The organism is Haemophilus sp. HMSC61B11, from assembly GCF_001838615.1.
Lineage (GTDB): Bacteria > Pseudomonadota > Gammaproteobacteria > Enterobacterales > Pasteurellaceae > Haemophilus_D > Haemophilus_D parainfluenzae_AD.
Genome location: NZ_KV837957.1, coordinates 227,987 through 248,280 on the forward strand (window position 1 = coordinate 227,987; position 20,294 = coordinate 248,280).

Genomic DNA, 20,294 nt, shown 5'->3' on the forward strand with positions numbered 1-20,294 from the left:
CATTCATTAAAATCCCTCAAAAACTGACCGCACTTTTGCGCTTCTTAAAATAAATTCCCGCTAAAGGTTGAAACATAGGGGGATTTATTGCGATAATCTTCATTATTTTTTGGGTGATCTTTCGGGCTGCCATTTTTTCAGGTGGCCAGTTTTTATTAGGAAAGATTAATTTGAACATTATTTAAGTTAGAAGAATAACAATGGCTGAAAAACGTAATATTTTTTTAGTGGGTCCGATGGGCGCGGGTAAAAGCACCATTGGCCGTCAGCTTGCGCAACAATTGAATATGGATTTTGTCGATTCAGATGCAGTAATTGAGGAACGTGCGGGAGCAGACATTAGCTGGATTTTTGATTTAGAAGGCGAAGAAGGCTTTCGTAAGCGTGAAGAACGTATTATCAATGAATTGACTCAATTACAGGGCGTCGTGCTTTCCACTGGTGGTGGAGCAGTGATGTCAAAAGAGAGTCGTAATTATCTTTCTGCTCGTGGCATTGTCATTTATTTAGAAACCACGGTAGATAAGCAATATCAACGTACACAACGTGATAAAAAGCGCCCATTATTACAAGGGGCTGATGACCCACGCCAAGTGCTTGAAGATTTAGCTAAAGTGCGTAATCCGTTATACGAAGAAATTGCGGATATTACTTTGCCAACAGATGAGCAAAATGCCAAAGTAATGGTTAATCAAATTGTTGATTTAATTGATAATCTAAACGGCTTAAACGGTTCACTCTAAGGATTAAAAATGTTGTGCGTAAATGTTGAATTAAAAGAACGTCGTTATCCCATTTATATCGGCGAAGGTTTATTAAAAGATGAAACCTGCTATCCGCTGAAAAAAGGGGATAAAGCGATGATCGTGACTAATCCAACCGTCGCACAATATTATCTTGAAACCGTTACACAAACGCTAGAAAAAATCGGCTGTCAGGTTGAATCGGTATTATTGCCTGATGGCGAAAAATATAAAACGCTCGATTCTTTAAACCTCATTTTTACCGCACTTTTAAAGCATAATCATGGGCGAGATACCACCATTATTGCATTAGGTGGTGGAGTGATTGGTGATGTGGCAGGTTTTGCCGCAGCAAGCTATCAGCGTGGCGTGCGTTTTATTCAAATTCCTACCACATTATTAGCTCAAGTGGATTCTTCTGTTGGTGGCAAAACAGCCGTTAATCATGAGTTAGGCAAAAATATGATTGGGGCGTTTTATCAACCTTCTACGGTGATTATTGACACCCTTACACTCAATACCTTGCCAAAACGTGAAGTGAATGCGGGACTTGCGGAAGTCATTAAATATGGGGCAATTTTAGATTATGCCTTTTTTGAATGGCTTGAAGCGCATATTGATGAATTGGTCGCATTAAATCAACATTCACTGCAGCATTGTATTGCGCGTTGCTGTCAGATTAAAGCTGATGTTGTTGCACGCGATGAAACTGAAAAAGGCGATCGTGCATTACTAAATCTTGGTCATACTTTTGGTCATGCAATTGAAACACATTTAGGCTACGGAAACTGGTTACACGGTGAAGCCGTTGCGGCTGGAAGTATGATGGCAGCGGTATTATCTGAACAATTAGGCGATCTTTCTTTTGAAGATGTTGCACGTTTAGAAAAACTCTTAGCGCGCGCTAATTTACCGACCGTCTCGCCTGATACCATGCAGCCAGAAGATTATTTACCGCATATGATGCGAGATAAAAAAGTACTGACGGGCAAGTTGCGTCTTGTGTTGTTAAAAGCGCTTGGACAAGCCTATGTGGCAACTGATACTGACAAATCTCTTGTGCTAAACGCGATTGAGCGTTGCACACAACATGACTAACTGTCATTGCTCTCATGTTGCGTCCAAAAAATAACAAAACGAAACCTCGAATTAAACACCGCCCGTTTTTAAAATGGGCGGGCGGTAAATTTCGTTTAACGGATGATCTCAACCGAGTCTTCCCAAAAAGAAAACAGTGCTTAATCGAACCTTTTGTGGGGGCGGGCGCGGTTTTTTTGAATTCCCATTTTGAACGTTACATTTTGGCGGATATTAATCCCGATTTAATTAATCTCTTTAATATCGTCAAGGAAAATGTAGATGCCTATATTGAGGCTTGTAAGCCAATTTTCTTTGCAGAGAATGCCAATACAGCCGACTATTATTACACCCAGCGTGATGCCTTTAATCAATCAAGTGATCCTTTCGAGCGTTCGGTGTTATTCCTTTATTTGAACCGTTTTGGTTTTAATGGATTGTGCCGTTATAACAGTAAAAATGAGTTTAATGTGCCCTTTGGCGCTTATAAAACCCATTATTTCCCTGAAGATGAATTGCGCTATTTCGCCCATAAAGCACAAAGCGCGGTCTTTTTATGCGCTGATTTTCAACAGACCTTTGAATTAGCGGATAAACACAGCGTGATCTATTGTGATCCGCCTTATGCACCGCTTCCGCAAGATACCAATTTTACTGGATATGCGGGGAATGCTTTTGGCCTTGAACATCAAAAGAATTTAGCGGAATGTGCAAAGAAAGCGCAAAAAGAAAAGCAAATTTCTGTTGTGATTTCTAACCACGATACAAAATTTACGCGTGAGATTTATAAAGGGGCAAAATTTAAACGCGTTAAAGTACAGCGCTCGATCAGTCAATCTTCAGAAAAACGAGTTAAAGTAAAAGAATTAATCGCCATCTTTAAAGGTTAGTTTAGCTGGTTAGTTCGGGATTGATTTTAATCTCAAAGCCTTTTACTTCGGGATAAGTCGGTTGAATTGTGGCGAGTAATTCGCTTTGGCGAAATAAAATCCCTTGGCGAACGACCGCACTTTTGACTTCGATAAAGAGTTTCCCATCTGTGATGGAGCCTAAACGAAAAAGTCCTTTAAATTCTTGAGGAAAAAGGCGGCTGATGTTTTGGTTCAGTTCATTCAACATTAACCCTTTCTGCATGATTTTGGCAAATTGAGATCCTTCCAGCACATCAATAATATTCATGGCTTTTTGATAACGCTCATGCTTGTTTTCCACAAAAATACCCCAATAATGACTTTACGTTGAATTTCCGATACAATACACACAAATTTTGTCAGAGACAATAAGATGATGAAATCAAACAAAGGTAAAACAAATTTCTGGTCGCAGTTGCTGTTAAGCATGATTGCGATTTTTGCTTTACCTGTTGCTCAGGGATTGGAGGCGCCGCCTTCATCAAATATGAGTGGCGAAAATTACCAAACATCATCTGAACAACATATGTTGATTGCAGTGCGTGAAATTCGTCAAGCATTGCAGGTTCAACCTCAGCCAACAAATCACAAAACCCATTCCAATCAAAAACACGAAAAAATTCAACCGCACTTTATCGCGGCAGAGTTTCCTGTTTTTGCTCCTATTCGCGCCGGTCCAGCTATCATTTAATTTTCCTTTATATTTGAACGAGCCGATTTTTTAATCGGATGATCCTTTTTATTTTTTATTTGAAAGAGAAATTATGAGTTTTTTAACAAAAATTTTTGGCAGCCGTAACGAACGTATTTTACGCAGATTAAGAAAACAAGTTGCGAAAATCAACAAAATGGAGCCCGCTTTTGAAGCATTAAGTGATGATGAATTAAGAGCAAAAACAGAAGAATTCCGTAGCCGTTTAGCTAATGGTGAAACCTTACAACAACTTTTACCTGAAGCGTTTGCTACCGTGCGTGAAGCAGGTAAACGTGTACTCGGTATGCGCCATTTCGATGTGCAATTAATCGGTGGTATGGTGCTAACAAACCGTTGTATCGCAGAAATGCGTACGGGTGAAGGTAAAACTTTAACCGCAACCTTGCCTTGTTATTTGATGGCGTTGGAAGGTAAAGGCGTACACGTTGTGACAGTGAATGATTACTTAGCATGTCGTGACGCGGAAACTAACCGCCCATTATTTGAATTCTTAGGTATGACTGTTGGGGTGAATATCCCTGGTTTACCGCCTGAAGCAAAACGTGAAGCTTATGCGGCAGATATTACATACGCGACAAACAGCGAGCTAGGTTTTGATTACCTTCGTGATAACTTAGCGCATTCTAAAGAAGAGCGTTTCCAACGTCATTTAGGCTATGCCTTAGTGGATGAAGTGGACTCTATCTTAATTGATGAAGCGCGTACACCATTGATTATTTCGGGTCAGGCAGAAGACAGCTCTGAGCTTTATATTGCGGTAAATAAATTAATTCCGAATTTAATTAAGCAAGAAAAAGAAGATACGGAAGAATATACAGGCGAAGGCGACTACACCTTAGATCTTAAAACCAAACAAGCGTATTTGACTGAACGTGGTCAAGAAAAAGTTGAAAATTGGTTAATTGAACAAGGTTTAATGCCAGAAGGTGATTCACTTTATTCGCCTGCACGTATTGTATTGTTACACCATGTCATGGCGGCATTACGTGCGAACACCTTATTTGAGCGCGATGTAGACTATATCGTGAAAGATGGCGAGATCGTGATCGTCGATGAACATACTGGTCGTACTATGGCGGGTCGTCGTTGGTCTGATGGTTTACACCAAGCGATCGAAGCGAAAGAAGGCGTAGAAATTAAGAGTGAAAACCAAACTGTTGCGTCGATTTCTTACCAAAACTACTTCCGTCTTTATGACAAATTAGCGGGAATGACGGGTACCGCAGATACCGAAGCCTTTGAATTCCAACAAATTTATGGTTTGGAAACTGTCGTTATCCCAACCAATCGTCCAATGATTCGTGATGATCGTACGGACGTTATGTTTGAGAATGAAGAATACAAATTCAATGCAATTATTGAAGATATTAAAGACTGTGTCGCTCGCAATCAACCTGTTCTTGTGGGTACCGTATCTGTTGAAAAATCTGAAATGCTTTCTCAAGCGTTAGATAAAGCGGGCATCAAACACAACGTATTGAATGCAAAATTCCACGCACAAGAAGCGGAAATTGTTGCGGAAGCAGGGGCGCTAGGTGCAGTAACTATTGCAACCAACATGGCGGGTCGTGGTACCGATATTATCCTCGGTGGTAACTGGAAAGCAAAAGCTGCAAAATTAGAGAACCCAACTCCAGAGCAAATTGAGGCACTTAAAGCTGAGTGGGAGAAAAATCACGAGATCGTGATGCAAGCCGGTGGTTTACACATTATCGGGACAGAACGTCACGAATCACGCCGTATTGATAACCAGTTGCGTGGTCGTTCAGGTCGTCAAGGTGACCCAGGTTCTTCACGTTTCTACCTTTCTTTAGAAGATGGCTTAATGCGTATTTATTTAAATGAAGGTAAATTAAATATGATGCGTAAAGCCTTCACTCAACCAGGCGAAGCGATGGAGTCTAAGCTTCTTGCTAAAGTGATCGCGTCGGCACAAGCGAAAGTGGAAGCTTTCCATTTTGATGGTCGTAAAAACTTGCTTGAATATGATGATGTGGCTAACGACCAACGTCATGCGATTTACGAACAACGTAATTACTTGCTCGATAACGATGATATTTCAGAGACTATCAAAGCTATCCGAAGCGATGTATTTAACGATGTGATTGACCAATATATTCCACCACAATCATTGGAAGAACAATGGGATATTAAAGGCTTAGAAGAGCGTTTAGCACAAGAGTTTGGTCTTGAGTTACCAATTGAACATTGGTTGGAAGAAAATAACAATCTTCATGAAGAAAACTTGCGTGAGCGCATTATTCAAGAAGCCGAAGATGAATACAAAGCGAAAGAAGCGCTTGCGGGTGAAGAAACCATGCGTCATTTCGAAAAAGGTGTGATGTTACAAACTCTTGATGAGCTTTGGAAAGAGCACTTGGCGGCAATGGACTATTTACGTCAAGGTATCCATTTACGTGGTTATGCGCAAAAAGATCCAAAACAAGAGTACAAAAAAGAATCTTTCCGTATGTTTACTGAAATGTTGGATTCTTTAAAACATCATGTGATTACCACACTTACTCGAGTAAAAGTCCGTACACAGGAAGAGATTGAAGAAGCGGAACGTGCACGTCAGGAAATGGCTGAACGTGAAGCATTAACACATCAACCTGTAGATGAAAATACAGAGCAAGCTCAAAGCGAGGACTATTCTGATCGCCATATTGGACGTAATGAACCTTGTCCTTGTGGGTCAGGTAAAAAATACAAGCATTGTCACGGCAGTAAAGCCCGATATGCTTAGTTAAGGTAAAGAGCAGTTAAATTTTTGCGTGTTTAAAACACCGCTAAAAATGACCGCTCTTTCTACTTTTGAGATAAGGAAAGACGATGAGTAAGCCTATCATTCAAGTTGCGGCAGGAATTATTCGTAATGAATTTGGGCAGCTATATTTGACCCAACGCTTAGAAGGGCAAGATTTTGCGCAAGCATTAGAATTTCCGGGTGGCAAAGTTGATGCAGATGAAACCCCTGAAGAAGCCTTAAAAAGAGAATTGGAAGAAGAGATTGGCATTCACATTTTAAATGCTGAGCTGTACGAACGTTTTCAATTTGAATATCCAACCAAAATTTTAGATTTTAGTTTTTATCTGGTCACTGAATGGATTGGCGAGCCGTTTGGTCGAGAAGGTCAGGAAGGTTTTTGGCTTGAACAAAGTGAGCTTGATGCAGGGCAATTCCCCCCAGCTAATTTAAAGCTGATTCAGCGTTTAGTGGCTGAAAGTGTCAAATAACATTTAATCAAATTTATTTATTATGATTCCAAGTATTTTTCTGAGTTTATTTTTTATTGCGACGGTGATTTTTATCGTCAATTCGCACTATCGTTGGACGTATTTTTTTGCGATTGCGTTATTCGTTTTATTATTTAGCATTATGTTTGCAAGAACCGGTCAATGGCAACGCGGACTGAATTTTGCGTCTGTACTTTTTGTAGTGTTGATGTTATTCCATCGAATGAAAATTCATTACTACAAACAACCTTTACTCATTTCAGATTTTTGGCTTGTGACAGACTGGCGAAATTGGGAAACCCTCTTACATTATAAAGGGGCGATTTTCGGCGTGTTAGGGTTATTAGGTCTATTGGGTTATGCTATATTTGGTTGGTCAGATGTAGAAAGTGTTTCAAATGGATTTCGTGTATTCGCAGCAATACTTGCTGCAATGAGCTTTGCATTAATGTGGCATTATTCTAAAGATCCGGATGCGACAAAAGTCTGGCTAGATTCATTGCCGGATGATGGTCGAGATGTCTTTTTAAACTTACCAATGTCTTGTCGTGGCGTATTCTTTAAAGTGCCAGAATTTGAAGGTAATAGTCAAAAATTTAAAGAAAAAATGACCGCACTTTTAAATGAAAAGGCTGAGAGTAAAACTGAAAGTGAAGAAAAGCCAGACATGGTGGTGTGTCTACAAGAATCAACTTTGAATCCGCATCAATTTGATTTTGATGCAGAAACGATCCCGCCATTTTCAATGTTTAATAAGCAAGAAGACACTGCGTTTGTGAGTCCATTGCGTGTGCATACGGTGGGTGGCGCAACGTGGAAATCTGAATTTGCTTTCCTTGCAGGGGTGCCTTCAACCGATTTTGGTGCTTTAGCAAGTGGGGTGTTTTATTCTGTTGTACCACACTTACAGACTGGTTTTATTAAGAACCTCCGTGAGCAAGACTATTTTTGTGTGGCGTTATCGCCTTTTACGAAAGGTAACTACAACGCCAAACCTGCCTATGACCACTTTGGTTTTGATTTGATGTTGCAACCACAAGATTTAGGCTATCCCGCATCAATCAGTAAAAATCTCTGGCACATCACCAGTGAAGAGATGATGTATTACACCAAACTGATTCTGCAGAAACAGCATCCATCATTGGAAAATGTGAAACAGCCCATGTTTGTCTATGTGCTAACCATGAAAGAGCATGGCCCTTACAACACGAACATGCCAAATCATTTTAATTTGGCGAGTAAGCGTTTAGGGGGAAAAGCGATTTCTTGCCTAAATGATTATATTGATCGCATTGCTAGCCTTAATGAGGCAATCGAAGGCTTGAATGATTATTTGAAAGCACGAGAAACGCCTTATGTATTCGGTTATTTTGGTGATCACCAAGTCGCTTTTGATAATCAGCTTCCACCGAAAAAAGGTAACTTTGCGAATCCAGATTATGTGACTCAATTTGTAGTTAGAACTAATCGTAAGACTGACTTTGTTCAACAGCAAGATTTCTTAGATTTAGCCTTTGTTGGTGGTGTATTACTTGATGTGGCAGGTTTATCACCGAAAGATGACTTTATGCGAGCGAATATTGCTATGCGTCAGTTAAGCCAAGGTAAGCTAGAAGATTTCGAGGATATGTATTTAGTGAATAGCTATCGAAATTATCTGTATCAAGATTTGAAAATTGCGCAATAATAAAAAATCTCGGTTAACGCCGAGATTTTTTTATAAACAAATTTTAACCGATAAGTCTGCCAATTTTACCCATACGTCTTGGCCATATTCTTGTTTGGTTATGCGCTCAATATCTGCCAATTCTTGCAATATTTCAAAGAGCTTTTGATAGGTGAGTCGTTGTATCGCTGCTGTATAAAGATGACGACGATTCTGCCAAACTTTGAGACGGTCAAAATCCGCTTTGAGTGTCTGTGTAGACAAACTCGTTTGAAGAGATGGATTGCGTAGCTGTGGTTTTGTTAATTCTAACAAGGTGACCAGTTCACGTTGTAAAGTACGCAATAAAATAACGGGTTGCACATCTTCAGCTTGTAAACCTCGCAAAATTCGCTTTGAGCGGTTTGCTTTGCCTGATAACAATGCATCAATCCATTGGAAAGGGGTAAAGACAGAAGATTGCTCTACGACTGATTTAACGCGGTTATACGTGAGTTTGTGATCAGGATAAAGCAAATCTAAAAGCTGTAATGCTTGTTTCAATGCCAGTAGATTATTTTCATAGCTATAACAAAGTAGTTGAACGGCTTCCTCATCCGCTGATAACCCCATGTTTTTTGTACGATGCTTCACCCAACGAGAAAGTTGTTCTGAATTCGGTGTTTGGCAGTTAACAATAACAGCTTGTAGCTCAAGTTGATTTGCCTGAATAAACCACTCTTGTTTTTCGGCTGCTTTAGACAATTTAGTCAAGGTGAGAACAAGCAAGCTATCTTCATTTAATCCACTAATAAATTGCTGAAGGTTTTTCTGCAAAAGTGCGGTTAAATTTTCGGGTAAATTGAGAATGAAAATTTGCTTATTAAAGAAGAGCCCCATAGATTGGCTGGCCTCAATTAATGCAGGCCAGTCAGTATTAGTATCTATGGTGATTTGATTTTTTTCATCAAAACCTTGAAGAAGGGCTGCTTGATGAATGAGATCTTCACTTTCACTGAGCAACAGGGGATCTGTCCCAACCAAAAAATAGACTTTTGCTAAATGGCTGTTCAGGTTAGAGGCCAGTTGCTCAGGAAAAATGCGATTCATTATTTTCCTTGAACTTGATGTTGCAAGGCGGCCATTTTATTAATTAATTGGCGAGCCGCTTGTTCGCGCATATCATTCCAAATCACATCACGTTCAGCTGATTTTGCTAATGCAGCACGTGAGTTATCAAAGAAAGTGCGGTTGATTTTTGCAGAGATTGGATAGGTTTCTCCGTTTGCTAAACGTACACTTGCTTCAACATCAAGGGTCAATACTTTCTCTGCTTCACGGCCTTGTTTAAAGACTGACGCCACTTTATCGCTTGAAGTCTGTTTATTTAAACGCAACACTGGCACACCTTGTTTTGCAGGAACAAGGTTTACGTTGTTGCTAAGCAGTTGCTTACGCATTGCCATTGACATTTCACTGTATGGGTCGCTACTTTCAAGAGCCATTGTTTTTAATTCTGCAGGAACAGCAGCACCATTATCGAAGTGCCAACCACAAGCAGTTAAAAAGGCTGTCGCCCCAACTAAGCAGAGCGTTTTGATTGATTTCATCATAAAAATTACCTGTAAAATTCACCGCACTTTATTTTGTTTAAGAGTCGTTTATGCAACACTTAGAATAAAATGCGGTTATTTTATGGATTATTGCGGTTTAACCACCACATTTAACAATTTACCTGGCACATAAATCACTTTCACGATTTGTGTATCGTCAGTAAATTTCTTCACATTTTCATCTGCAAATGCAACTGTTTTCACGGTTTCTTCATCCGCATCAGCTGCAACAGTCACTTTACCACGTACTTTACCGTTGACTTGCACCACGATAAGTTTTTCATCTTCTACCATCGCTGCTTCATCAGCTTTCACCCATTCTGCATGGTCGATATTGCTTTCGTTACCTAAAGCTTTCCATAACTCAAAGCAGATATGTGGTGTGATTGGGTAAAGCATACGCACGACAGCACTTAATGCTTCTGCCATAACCGCACGATCTTGTTCGCTTTCTAATGGTGCACGAGTTAATTTATTCATTAACTCCATTACTGCCGCGATAGCGGTATTGAAAGTCTGACGGCGACCAATATCATCGCTTACTTTCGCGATCGTTTTATGCACATCGCGGCGAAGTGCTTTTTGGCCTGCAGAAAGTGCGGTCACATCTAAAGCGGTTTTTGCAGGATTTTGGCTGTATTCATACACTAAATTCCATACGCGACCTAAGAAACGTTTCGCACCTTCTACGCCGGATTCTTGCCATTCAAGCGTCATTTCTGCAGGAGACGCGAACATCATAAATAGACGCACAGTATCTGCACCGTATTTTTCCACCATCTCTTGTGGGTCGATACCGTTGTTTTTGGATTTCGACATTTTAGTCATACCAGTATGTACCAATTCACGGCCTTCCGGATCAGTTGCTTTGATGATTCGACCTTTTTCATCACGCTCAAGAGTCACTTGCGTTGGGCTCACCCAAATACGCTCGTTAGTCGGGCTGGTATAGTAAAACGCATCAGCTAACACCATGCCTTGGCATAATAATTTTTGTGCCGGCTCATCGCTCGTTACGAAACCTGCATCACGCAATAATTTGTGGAAGAAACGGAAGTAGAGCAAGTGCATTGTCGCGTGCTCAATACCGCCGATATACTGATCCACCGGTAACCAGTAATTAGCTTCCTCTTTATCCAACATGCCTTCTGCATAGCTTGGTGAAGTGTAGCGTGCGTAGTACCAAGAAGATTCCATAAAGGTATCAAAGGTATCGGTTTCTTTTAATGCAGGCTCACCGTTGAAGGTGGTTTTCGCCCAGTTTGGATCGGCTTTAATTGGGCTTTTCACGCCATCCATGACCACATCTTCAGGCAGAATAATCGGTAAATCTTCGATTGGTGCTGGTACGGTTTCACCGTTTGGCAAGGTCAGCATTGGAATTGGTGCACCCCAATAACGTTGACGAGAAACGCCCCAGTCACGTAAACGATAATTAACTTGGCGTTTACCTACGCCTAATTTTTCTAATTTGTCTGCGATACCGTTGAATGCGCCATCAAAATCCAAACCATCAAACTCAGCAGAGTTCACTAATTTACCGTGCTCAACGAAAGCTTGTTTGGTTAAATCAATTTCTTCATCCGCAAGCGGTGCGATCACTTGTTTAATTGGTAAATCGTATTTTTGAGCAAATTCAAAGTCACGTTGGTCATGTGCTGGAACCGCCATGACTGCACCAGTACCGTAATGCATTAATACAAAGTTAGCGACCCAAATTGGTAATTTTTCACCGGTTAATGGATGAATAGCGAATAAGCCAGTTGCCATCCCTTTTTTCTCCATCGTGGCAAGGTCTGCTTCTGCCACTTTGGCATTTTTCGCTTCACGGATAAATTCTGCTAATTCAGGATTCTTTTCTGCCGCTAAGTCGGCTAATGGGTGCGCTGCTGCAATACCTAAATAACTTACACCATAGAAGGTATCTGGACGGGTCGTATAAACCGCAACTTTTTCTGCGGTATCTGCCACATCAAAAGTAATTTCTACCCCTTCAGAACGGCCAATCCAGTTACGTTGCATGGTTTTTACCATGTCTGGCCATTGTGGAAGTTGGTCTAATCCACTTAATAATTGTTCTGCATAGTCGGTGATTTTAATGAACCATTGTGGGATTTCTTTTTGTTCGACCGGAGTATCACAACGCCAGCAGCAACCTTCGTGCACCTGTTCGTTAGCCAATACGGTTTCATCGTTCGGACACCAGTTTACAGTTGAGGTTTTTTTGTAAACTAAGCCTTTTTTATAAAGCTCGGTGAAGAACCATTGTTCCCATTTGTAGTATTCTGGACGGCAGGTCGCAATTTCGCGATCCCAGTCATAACCAAAGCCCAACATTTTGAGCTGTTTTTTCATGTATTCAATGTTTTCGTAAGTCCATTTTGCGGGCGCGGTTTTATTTTTAATCGCAGCACCTTCAGCCGGCAAACCGAATGCATCCCAACCAATTGGCTGTAATACGTTTTTGCCGTTCATACGTTGATAACGAGAAACCACATCACCGATCGTGTAGTTACGCACGTGGCCCATGTGTAAACGACCAGATGGGTAAGGGAACATAGAAAGGCAGTAATATTTTTCTTTAGACGTATCTTTGATTGCTTTGAAGACTTTATTTTCAGCCCAATATTGTTGAACTGCAGGTTCAATCAAATCGGGACGGTAATGTTGTTGCATAGAAAATCACCTTAAATTTTGACCGCACTTTGCGGTATGTTTTGATTTGTAAAATGTGATATAGGATAGCGTAAAACAGGGAAAATTGGTAGAAAGTGCGGTGATTTTTTTGCTGATTTTATAAGAGATTTTGAATTTCAGATGGAATTAATTTAGGCGAAGGAATCCAAACTTGTTTATGTCGGTTTAATTCACCTTTTTCAAGAACTATTGAGCTTTTAGGTACTTTGAATGCTTTACTCAAAAATTTCAGTAAGTGAGCATTGGCTTGACCATCAACAGGTGGTGCGGTGATCGCGATCTTAAGTTCATCATCATGCAATCCCACGATTTGATCTTTACTGGCTTTGGGTTGCAGAATAATTTTAAGACGTAGCCCTTCAGGTGTTTGTTCGATTGCTGACATAACTAAATTTACTCACCACATTTACAATAAGGGCTGGAAAATCCAGCCCAAAAAATAATGTTATTTTTGACCGCACTTTAAGCGGCGATTGCCCATAAAACCTGGAAGTAGTCGTAAAAGAGATTATTCAAAAATAATAGAACAATGGCGATAACCATCGGTGAAAATCAATCACGCCCACAGTTGGTAAAATGCGTTTAATTGGTTTCAACAAGGGTTCGGTAAGTTGATATAACGCATAGAATGCAGGATTATTGCCACGATTAAACCAACTTAAAATTGCACCGGCGATTAATACATAGAAAATAGCCACACCGATATTTTTGATCAGCCCTAGTATGCCCAATAGTAAGAAGAGACTGAGATTTAATCCGCCAAAGAGAATCGATTTTAGTCCGCAAAGCAAGAAGGCTAAAACCAGTGCAGCGGTTTCCACTTTTTTCACCGCAGGAAAAACTTTACGCAATGGTGCAATAACCGGTTGGGTAAATTTCAGTGTAAATTGAGAAATAGGATTGTAGTAATCTACATTCGCTAATGGTAACCATACGCGTAAAATTAACACTAAACAATACAGATCGATAATCGATCCTAAAAATAATGCAGTTTGGGAAATTTCCATTATAACCAACCCTTCCGTTTAAAATAGATATAAGGCGTAAGCGCCGCACCAATCATTAATCCAATAGCCATTGGGTAACCATATTTAAAATGGATCTCCGGCATAAATTCAAAGTTCATCCCGTAAGTAGATGCCACAAGTGTTGCCGGTAGGAACATCACCGACACCACCGAGAAGAATTTCATGATTTTATTCTGCTCAATATTAATGTAACCCATTGCCGCCTGCATTAAAAAGTTTACTTTTTGGAACAAAGACTCATTATGCGGTTGCAAGGATTCAATATCTCGTAAGATTTCTCGTGCTTGTTCTAACTGGTTTGGCGGCAAGCGTGTTTTACGCACCAAGAAACCCAATGCACGTTGTGTATCCATCAAACACAAACGCACTTTAGAACTGGTATCTTCTTGTTCTGTTAAGGTATTTAAAGCTTCATCGAAAGCTTCATCTTGCGTGCCATTTAAAATCACGCGACTTAATTTTTCCAAATCTGCATAAACGTTTTCGATAACATCCGCTAATTGCTCAATTTTGGTTTCAAATAAGTCGAGTAAGACTTCATACGCATTACATTCGAATAAGCGCTGGCTACGAGAACGCATACGATATAAACGGAATGCCGGCAATTCGCGATCACGCAGGGTAAATAGGCGACCATCACGAATAGTAAATGCCACGCTTGCGAGGTCGGCGTAGTTTTCTTCATCTTCACAATAAAAGAATGAGTGCAAGTGTAAGCCGTCTTCGTCTTCAAAGAAACGTGCAGATGCTTCGATGTCTTCCAATTCGAGGAATGAGGCGAGACTTTGTCCTAAGCCTTCTTGCAACATTTCACGTTCTTCCCCTGTCGGCTCCAGCAAATCTAACCAAATGGCAGAACTGAGATCGGCTGGTTCGTCATCAATACGAAGCAAGCGGGAATCGTTAATGGCAAAAGCGTTAATCATTGGTCATACTCCTTTTGGGATTATGAAGATCCAACTGTGAACAAAAAAAGATCAAACGAAATTAGCACTAGAGAAAAGTGCGGTTAAATTTTTGTATGTTTTAAAAATGGGTTTCGTTCGATAAAAGATGCCGAAGAAAGGTAAATTGATTACCAGCGAACTCTCGCTGATAAGAGGCGAGAGTCTAAAGCGATATTCGGTATCGACTATGACTGTCCAAAGTGTGTGTCCTTCTCGTTAAAAAATCGGGCGAATGTTACGCTTGAAAGGCGCTTTCGTCAAGTATTATTGAAAAGGACACATTACTTTTAATTAATTAGTATATTGATTAATTGCGTTAGTAACTTCTTGATCTTGATAAATATTATTAACAATATCTTTGAAGGTTTCGCCTAACACTTTTTGAATTTCGTCATTGCTCGCATTAAATGCGCCAGATTGTGAACGGGTCGCATTAAAGGTTTTATTGTATTGTCCGCGTGGACCTTGTACATAAACAACCGCTTGAATTTTACTGTTCAAGGTATAACGTAAATTACCTTGATCTACGTGAGTATTGAATTCTTTCACTTCAACGGTTACACCCGCATTCGCATTATTAGCTTGCCCAATACGGAAACCTTTGCTAACTAAATTTTGTTGCATCACTTGTTGGAAAAGTTGAGTAACGCTTGGTGATGCGTTTAATTTAATAAGCTCACCTGATTTAGTATAAGTTGCAATTTCTTGTTGTGGACGAGAATCACGAGTATTGACTGTTACCACTGCTGATTGGTTAATATTCATTGATGCAGTCGGTGATTGAGGCGCAAAAGTTAAGGTATTGGATTGTGCTTGGCAACCCGCTAAAAATAATGTCGCAGCGGCCAACGTCATTGCTGATAATGCTTTGATTTTGTTTGTTACTTTCATAATTTCCTCATTGAATTAGGTTAATTTGTGTTATTCTTACAAACTTAACGCTGAATGTATAGCAAAAAGTTAGGGAGTTTATTTATGTCAAAACAGCAAGAATTATTAGAGAGAATTCAGACCGAATTTCAACCGCACTTTGCCACCGTAGAAAATGAAAGCCATATGCACAGTTCCGGTCGAGGAGCTGATTCTCATTTTAAATTAGTGATTGTCAGCGATGCTTTTGAAGGCATGCGCAAGGTGCAGCGCCACCAAAAACTTTACCAACTTTTTGCCGATGATTTAAAAAATGGCATTCACGCATTAGCGCTTCACCTTTATACAAAAAGCGAATGGGAAAGCCTAGGTGAAGCATTTCCAAAATCACCAAATTGTCTTGGTGTTGGACAGTAAGTATTTCCTTACGTTCCCTGTATTAGATTTTCATAAGAAGAGAGAAGGTGGCTATCCTTCTCTCTTTTTATTTTAAAATCATTTTATCCGTATTCTTGATAAACGTTGGTTTAGAAATATTCACAAATATTTCACAAAAAGTAAGGGTATAAAGTGGCATAAAAGCTCAATTTTAGATAAAATGGGGCGCTTTTAATTTTCGAATTTCAATTTCTGGATGTGTAAGTGATTCCTTACTCGTCGAGGAATTAAATAGATTTGAGTTTTTAAATTTATGTGTCAGTTAATAATGCTTTGATCTTAAAAGTGTTTTCTGTCACGCTCAATCGCGAGATTGCTTTTAGAGTATATGCTTTAATCGCAATCGTGTTTTTAACCTAGAAAAGTAGTGCAAACAGTATGATTACAATCAAAAAAGGCTTGGATCTTCCTATTGCAGGAAAACCAGCACAAGTAATCCATAGCGGTAACGCTGTGAATCAGGTTGCGATTCTTGGTGAAGAGTATGTGGGTATGCGTCCTTCTATGAAGGTTCGCGAAGGCGATGTCGTGAAAAAAGGCCAAGTGCTTTTTGAAGATAAGAAAAACCCTGGAGTGGTTTTTACTGCCCCTGCTAGTGGTACTATCACTGTAATTAATCGTGGCGAAAAACGTGTATTACAATCTGTGGTCATTGATGTGCAAGGTAACGATCAAGTTACTTTCGCTAAATATAACGCAGATGAGCTCAATACGCTTTCTTCTGAACAAGTTAAACAAAACCTCGTTGAATCTGGTTTGTGGACAGCGTTCCGCACTCGTCCGTTCAGCAAAGTGCCTGCCTTAGATGCAGAACCTTCTTCTCTGTTTGTAAATGCGATGGATACCAATCCTTTGGCTGCAAATCCAGAGGTGGTATTAAAAGAGCATTGGCAAGATTTTATTGACGGTTTAACGGTATTAAGTCGTCTATTCCCAAATAAACCATTAAATCTATGTAAAGCGGGTGATAGCAATATCCCGACCGTGGATTTACCTAACCTAAAAGTACATGATTTTGGCGGTGTTCATCCTGCTGGTTTAGTGGGTACTCATATTCACTTTATCGATCCAGTTGGTGTGAATAAAACCGTATGGCATATCAATTACCAAGATGTGATTGCTGTAGGTAAATTATTCACCACGGGCGAACTTTATGTAGAACGCATTATTTCTCTTGCTGGTCCGCAAGTGAAAGAGCCTCGTTTAGTTCGTACCGTAATCGGTGCTAACCTTTCTCAATTAACGGCAGGCGAGTTAAAAGACGGTAATAACCGTGTGATTTCTGGTTCTGTGCTTTGTGGTGAAACAGCAAAAGATGCTCACGACTATTTAGGTCGTTATGCATTACAAGTTTCTGTGATTGCAGAAGGTAATGAGAAAGAGTTCTTAGGTTGGATCACACCACAATCGAACAAATATTCGATTACCCGTACCGTATTAGGTCACTTTGGTAAGAAATTATTCAACTTCACTACCGCAGAGAATGGTGGTGAGCGTGCAATGGTACCAATCGGTAGCTATGAGCGCGTCATGCCGTTGGATATTTTACCGACATTATTATTACGTGATTTAATCGTGGGCGATACCGATGGCGCACAAGCGTTAGGTTGTCTTGAATTAGATGAAGAAGACTTAGCATTATGTTCTTTCGTTTGCCCGGGCAAATATGAATACGGTTCAATCTTGCGTCAAGTATTAGATAAGATTGAGAAGGAAGGTTAAAAATGGGTTTAAAAAATCTTTTTGAAAAAATGGAACCCGCGTTTTTACCAGGCGGTAAATACAGCAAGTTTTATCCGATCTTTGAATCGATTTATACCTTGCTTTATACACCAGGTACGGTAACGCACAAAAACACACACGTTCGTGATGCGTTAGACTCAAAACGTATGATGATTACGGTTTTCCTTGCGTTGTTCCCTGCGATTTTCTACGGGATGTACAATGTGGGTAACCAAGCTATCCCTGCCTTAAATCAATTAGGCAATTTAGATCAATTAATTGCTAACGATTGGCACTATGCGCTTGCAAGTTCATTAGGTTTAGATTTGACCAATAATGCAACTTGGGGCTCAAAAATGGCGTTAGGGGCGATCTTCTTCTTACCAATTTACTTAGTGGTATTTACCGTTTGTACAATTTGGGAATTATTGTTCTCAGTAGTACGTGGTCATGAAGTTAATGAAGGGATGTTCGTTTCAACCATTTTATTTGCGTTAATCGTTCCACCAACATTGCCATTATGGCAAGCCGCACTAGGTATCACCTTTGGTATCGTGGTTGCGAAAGAAATCTTTGGTGGTGTAGGTCGTAACTTTATGAACCCTGCACTTGCTGGTCGTGCATTCTTATTCTTCGCTTATCCGGCTCAAATTTCCGGTGACTTAGTATGGACTGCTGCAGATGGTTTCTCAGGCGCAACCGCACTTTCACAATGGTCTCAAGGTGGTCAAGCGGCATTACAACACACCGTAACTGGTCAACCAATTACTTGGATGGATGCATTCATTGGTAATATCCCAGGTTCAATGGGTGAGGTTTCAACGCTTGCGTTATTAATCGGTGGTGCAGTGATTGTATTCACTCGAATTGCTTCTTGGCGCATTATGGCTGGTGTCATGATCGGTATGATTGGTACAGCAACCTTATTCAACTTAATCGGTTCTGATTCTAACCAAATGTTCTCAATGCCTTGGCATTGGCACTTTGTATTAGGTGGTTTTGCACTTGGTATGATCTTTATGGCAACCGATCCTGTATCCGCTTCATTTACCAATACCGGTAAATGGTGGTACGGTGCGTTAATTGGCGTGATGGCGGTATTAATTCGTACAGTGAACCCAGCTTATCCAGAAGGGATGATGTTAGCGATTTTATTTGCAAACTTATTTGCACCAATTTTCGACTACATCGTGGTTCAAGCAAATATCAAACGTCGGAGAGCAAGAACAAATGGCTAAATTTAATAAAGATAGCGTTAGCGGTACAGTTACCGTTGTTGTGTTGCTAAGTTTAGTGTGTTCTATCGTGGTTTCTGGTGCTGCAGTAGCATTAAAATCCAAACAAGATGAACAAAAAGCACTCGACGTTCAACGTAACATTTTAACTGTTGCTGGCTTAATGAAAGAAGATAATGCATCAGTAATTAAAGACACTTACAGCAAATTTATTGAACCACGTTTGGTGGATTTGCAAAGTGGTGATTACGTTCAAGCTTCAGCTGAAGAAATTAATAAATTTGATCCTAAAGATGCCGTTAAAGATCCAGCTAAGAGCCAAGCTATCCCAGCTGAGGTAGATAACGCAGGGATCAAGGTTCGTGCAAACCAAGCACGTGTTTATCTTGTAAAAGATGAACAAGGCAATGTAACCCAAGTGGTATTACCAATGTATGGCCGTGGTTTATGGTCAACCATGTATGGTTTTGTTTCTGTTGCACCAGATGCGAATACCATCAAAGGTATTACTTACTATGATCAAGGTGAAACAGCTGGTCTTGGGGGCGAAATTGCGAACCCACGTTGGCAAGCACAGTTCGTTGATAAAAAATTATTCGATGAACAAGGTAACCAAAAATTCAAAATCTACAAAGGTAGCTCTGCTGCAGATAAAGAGCACGGTGTAGATGGTTTATCAGGTGCAACGTTAACCAGTAACGGTGTTCAAGGTTCATTTGATTATTGGTTCAGCCAAAATGGCTTTGGTCCATTCTTAGCGAAATTTAAAGCAGGAGAAATCAAATAATGGCTGATGCAAAAGTAAACTTAAAAGGTCTTTTATTCGATCCTATTGTTAAAAATAACCCGATTGCCTTGCAAATTTTGGGTATCTGTTCTGCATTAGCGGTAACAACCCAATTACAAACCGCGATCGTTATGGCGATTGCGGTAAGTTTGGTAACCGGTTTCTCCAGTTTGTTCATTTCATTGATTCGTAACTATATTCCAAATAGTATCCGTATCATTGTGCAACTGGCAATTATCGCATCTTTAGTAATCTTGGTTGACCAAGTATTAAAAGCTTATGCTTATGGTTTATCTAAACAGCTTTCTGTATTCGTCGGTCTTATCATTACAAACTGTATCGTAATGGGACGTGCAGAAGCGTTTGCGATGAAATCTCCACCGTTAGAAAGCTTTGTAGACGGTATCGGTAATGGTTTAGGTTATGGTGCGATCTTATTAATTGTCGCCACATTACGTGAATTAATCGGTTCTGGTCGTTTATTTGGTTTCCCTGTATTCCAAACTATTCAAGATGGTGGTTGGTATCAACCGAACGGTTTATTCCTTCTTGCACCAAGTGCGTTCTTTATTATCGGCTTCATCATTTGGGGCTTAAGAACGTGGAAACCTGAGCAACAGGAGAAATAA

At 40.1% G+C, this 20,294-nt stretch carries 19 protein-coding genes and 1 pseudogene; 12 read left to right on the plus strand and 8 right to left on the minus strand.

What is annotated here, in order from left to right; translation table 11 throughout:
- Positions 1-200 precede the first annotated feature (200 nt).
- The 3 genes from aroK to HMPREF3263_RS02880 are packed head-to-tail and all read left to right on the plus strand — an operon-like array spanning position 201 to position 2,710.
- Positions 201-743 carry a shikimate kinase AroK gene (gene aroK / locus HMPREF3263_RS02870; protein WP_005698062.1) on the plus strand — a complete coding sequence of 181 codons (543 nt, stop codon included), beginning with the start codon at positions 201-203 and terminating at the stop codon, positions 741-743.
- A gap of 9 nt (positions 744-752) precedes the next feature.
- On the plus strand, positions 753-1,841 hold the full coding sequence (gene aroB / locus HMPREF3263_RS02875; protein ID WP_005698121.1) for a 3-dehydroquinate synthase: 1,089 nt from the start codon (positions 753-755) through the stop codon (positions 1,839-1,841).
- A 14-nt stretch (positions 1,842-1,855) separates the two neighbouring features.
- Entirely contained in the window at positions 1,856-2,710 is an 855-nt protein-coding gene (locus tag HMPREF3263_RS02880) for a Dam family site-specific DNA-(adenine-N6)-methyltransferase (protein WP_005698050.1), read from the plus strand.
- Position 2,711: 1 nt separating this feature from the next.
- Here the strand turns inward: HMPREF3263_RS02880 and HMPREF3263_RS02885 are convergent, their stop codons facing one another.
- Positions 2,712-3,032 carry a DciA family protein gene (locus HMPREF3263_RS02885; protein ID WP_005698014.1) on the minus strand — a complete coding sequence of 107 codons (321 nt, stop codon included), beginning with the start codon at positions 3,030-3,032 and terminating at the stop codon, positions 2,712-2,714.
- 72 nt (positions 3,033-3,104) lie between these two features.
- Between HMPREF3263_RS02885 and secM the strand changes: the two genes are divergently transcribed.
- The 4 genes from secM (at position 3,105) to HMPREF3263_RS02905 (ending at position 8,370) form a co-directional block, all read left to right on the plus strand.
- Positions 3,105-3,422 carry a secA translation cis-regulator SecM gene (gene secM, locus HMPREF3263_RS02890; protein WP_005698080.1) on the plus strand — a complete coding sequence of 106 codons (318 nt, stop codon included), beginning with the start codon at positions 3,105-3,107 and terminating at the stop codon, positions 3,420-3,422.
- Between the two features lie 73 nt (positions 3,423-3,495).
- Positions 3,496-6,192: a preprotein translocase subunit SecA gene (secA, locus tag HMPREF3263_RS02895; protein ID WP_005698148.1), complete on the plus strand. Its 2,697-nt coding sequence runs from the start codon at positions 3,496-3,498 to the stop codon at positions 6,190-6,192.
- Between the two features lie 86 nt (positions 6,193-6,278).
- Positions 6,279-6,683 (plus strand): 8-oxo-dGTP diphosphatase MutT, encoded by a 405-nt coding sequence (gene mutT, locus HMPREF3263_RS02900; RefSeq protein ID WP_005695359.1) that lies wholly within the window; start codon positions 6,279-6,281, stop codon positions 6,681-6,683.
- 22 nt (positions 6,684-6,705) lie between these two features.
- Positions 6,706-8,370, plus strand: coding sequence for a sulfatase-like hydrolase/transferase (locus tag HMPREF3263_RS02905; protein ID WP_065285572.1), 1,665 nt, complete (start codon positions 6,706-6,708; stop codon positions 8,368-8,370).
- Positions 8,371-8,400: 30 nt separating this feature from the next.
- On the opposite strand, the gene holA is transcribed toward HMPREF3263_RS02905, so the two are convergent.
- The 7 genes and pseudogenes from holA to HMPREF3263_RS02940 all read right to left on the minus strand — a co-directional run bounded on the left by holA (position 8,401) and on the right by HMPREF3263_RS02940 (position 15,504).
- Positions 8,401-9,438 (minus strand): DNA polymerase III subunit delta, encoded by a 1,038-nt coding sequence (gene holA, locus HMPREF3263_RS02910; RefSeq protein WP_065285571.1) that lies wholly within the window; start codon positions 9,436-9,438, stop codon positions 8,401-8,403.
- On the minus strand, positions 9,438-9,941 hold the full coding sequence (lptE, locus tag HMPREF3263_RS02915) for an LPS-assembly lipoprotein LptE (RefSeq protein WP_049379879.1): 504 nt from the start codon (positions 9,939-9,941) through the stop codon (positions 9,438-9,440). The genes holA and lptE overlap by 1 nt, the downstream gene beginning before the upstream one ends.
- Positions 9,942-10,028: 87 nt before the next feature.
- Positions 10,029-12,617 carry a leucine--tRNA ligase gene (leuS, locus tag HMPREF3263_RS02920; RefSeq protein WP_070852936.1) on the minus strand — a complete coding sequence of 863 codons (2,589 nt, stop codon included), beginning with the start codon at positions 12,615-12,617 and terminating at the stop codon, positions 10,029-10,031.
- A gap of 118 nt (positions 12,618-12,735) precedes the next feature.
- Positions 12,736-13,023: a DUF167 family protein YggU gene (yggU, locus tag HMPREF3263_RS02925; protein ID WP_049371702.1), complete on the minus strand. Its 288-nt coding sequence runs from the start codon at positions 13,021-13,023 to the stop codon at positions 12,736-12,738.
- A gap of 77 nt (positions 13,024-13,100) precedes the next feature.
- A pseudogene (locus HMPREF3263_RS02930) lies at positions 13,101-13,645 on the minus strand (YggT family protein).
- Entirely contained in the window at positions 13,645-14,592 is a 948-nt protein-coding gene (corA, locus tag HMPREF3263_RS02935; protein WP_070776148.1) for a magnesium/cobalt transporter CorA, read from the minus strand. Before corA ends, HMPREF3263_RS02930 begins: the two are co-directional and overlap by 1 nt.
- Before the next feature lie 312 nt (positions 14,593-14,904).
- Positions 14,905-15,504 (minus strand): YajG family lipoprotein, encoded by a 600-nt coding sequence (locus tag HMPREF3263_RS02940; RefSeq protein ID WP_070852937.1) that lies wholly within the window; start codon positions 15,502-15,504, stop codon positions 14,905-14,907.
- 84 nt (positions 15,505-15,588) lie between these two features.
- Between HMPREF3263_RS02940 and HMPREF3263_RS02945 the strand changes: the two genes are divergently transcribed.
- From HMPREF3263_RS02945 to HMPREF3263_RS02965, 5 genes are all read left to right on the plus strand, one after another.
- Complete coding sequence (locus tag HMPREF3263_RS02945; RefSeq protein WP_014064159.1) at positions 15,589-15,900, plus strand: BolA family protein; 312 nt, start codon at positions 15,589-15,591, stop codon at positions 15,898-15,900.
- Between the two features lie 399 nt (positions 15,901-16,299).
- Positions 16,300-17,643, plus strand: coding sequence for a Na(+)-translocating NADH-quinone reductase subunit A (locus HMPREF3263_RS02950; protein WP_070852938.1), 1,344 nt, complete (start codon positions 16,300-16,302; stop codon positions 17,641-17,643).
- Positions 17,644-17,645: 2 nt separating this feature from the next.
- Positions 17,646-18,881, plus strand: coding sequence for an NADH:ubiquinone reductase (Na(+)-transporting) subunit B (locus tag HMPREF3263_RS02955; RefSeq protein WP_005698039.1), 1,236 nt, complete (start codon positions 17,646-17,648; stop codon positions 18,879-18,881).
- A complete protein-coding gene (locus HMPREF3263_RS02960; protein ID WP_005698023.1) occupies positions 18,874-19,665 on the plus strand; it encodes a Na(+)-translocating NADH-quinone reductase subunit C in 792 nt (263 codons plus the stop codon). Before HMPREF3263_RS02955 ends, HMPREF3263_RS02960 begins: the two co-directional genes overlap by 8 nt.
- Positions 19,665-20,294 (plus strand): NADH:ubiquinone reductase (Na(+)-transporting) subunit D, encoded by a 630-nt coding sequence (locus HMPREF3263_RS02965; protein ID WP_005698154.1) that lies wholly within the window; start codon positions 19,665-19,667, stop codon positions 20,292-20,294. Before HMPREF3263_RS02960 ends, HMPREF3263_RS02965 begins: the two co-directional genes overlap by 1 nt.

What these genes read in the sequence shown, in the direction of transcription:
- aroK (WP_005698062.1), top strand. Translation starts at nt 201, where the DNA reads ATGGCTGAAAAACGTAATATTTTTTTAGTGGGTCCGATGGGCGCGGGT.
- aroB (WP_005698121.1), top strand. Translation starts at nt 753, where the DNA reads ATGTTGTGCGTAAATGTTGAATTAAAAGAACGTCGTTATCCCATTTAT.
- HMPREF3263_RS02880 (WP_005698050.1), top strand. Translation starts at nt 1,856, where the DNA reads ATGTTGCGTCCAAAAAATAACAAAACGAAACCTCGAATTAAACACCGC.
- secM (WP_005698080.1), top strand. Translation starts at nt 3,105, where the DNA reads ATGATGAAATCAAACAAAGGTAAAACAAATTTCTGGTCGCAGTTGCTG.
- secA (WP_005698148.1), top strand. Translation starts at nt 3,496, where the DNA reads ATGAGTTTTTTAACAAAAATTTTTGGCAGCCGTAACGAACGTATTTTA.
- mutT (WP_005695359.1), top strand. Translation starts at nt 6,279, where the DNA reads ATGAGTAAGCCTATCATTCAAGTTGCGGCAGGAATTATTCGTAATGAA.
- HMPREF3263_RS02905 (WP_065285572.1), top strand. Translation starts at nt 6,706, where the DNA reads ATGATTCCAAGTATTTTTCTGAGTTTATTTTTTATTGCGACGGTGATT.
- holA (WP_065285571.1), bottom strand. Translation starts at nt 9,438, where the DNA reads ATGAATCGCATTTTTCCTGAGCAACTGGCCTCTAACCTGAACAGCCAT.
- lptE (WP_049379879.1), bottom strand. Translation starts at nt 9,941, where the DNA reads ATGATGAAATCAATCAAAACGCTCTGCTTAGTTGGGGCGACAGCCTTT.
- leuS (WP_070852936.1), bottom strand. Translation starts at nt 12,617, where the DNA reads ATGCAACAACATTACCGTCCCGATTTGATTGAACCTGCAGTTCAACAA.
- yggU (WP_049371702.1), bottom strand. Translation starts at nt 13,023, where the DNA reads ATGTCAGCAATCGAACAAACACCTGAAGGGCTACGTCTTAAAATTATT.
- corA (WP_070776148.1), bottom strand. Translation starts at nt 14,592, where the DNA reads ATGATTAACGCTTTTGCCATTAACGATTCCCGCTTGCTTCGTATTGAT.
- HMPREF3263_RS02940 (WP_070852937.1), bottom strand. Translation starts at nt 15,504, where the DNA reads ATGAAAGTAACAAACAAAATCAAAGCATTATCAGCAATGACGTTGGCC.
- HMPREF3263_RS02945 (WP_014064159.1), top strand. Translation starts at nt 15,589, where the DNA reads ATGTCAAAACAGCAAGAATTATTAGAGAGAATTCAGACCGAATTTCAA.
- HMPREF3263_RS02950 (WP_070852938.1), top strand. Translation starts at nt 16,300, where the DNA reads ATGATTACAATCAAAAAAGGCTTGGATCTTCCTATTGCAGGAAAACCA.
- HMPREF3263_RS02955 (WP_005698039.1), top strand. Translation starts at nt 17,646, where the DNA reads ATGGGTTTAAAAAATCTTTTTGAAAAAATGGAACCCGCGTTTTTACCA.
- HMPREF3263_RS02960 (WP_005698023.1), top strand. Translation starts at nt 18,874, where the DNA reads ATGGCTAAATTTAATAAAGATAGCGTTAGCGGTACAGTTACCGTTGTT.
- HMPREF3263_RS02965 (WP_005698154.1), top strand. Translation starts at nt 19,665, where the DNA reads ATGGCTGATGCAAAAGTAAACTTAAAAGGTCTTTTATTCGATCCTATT.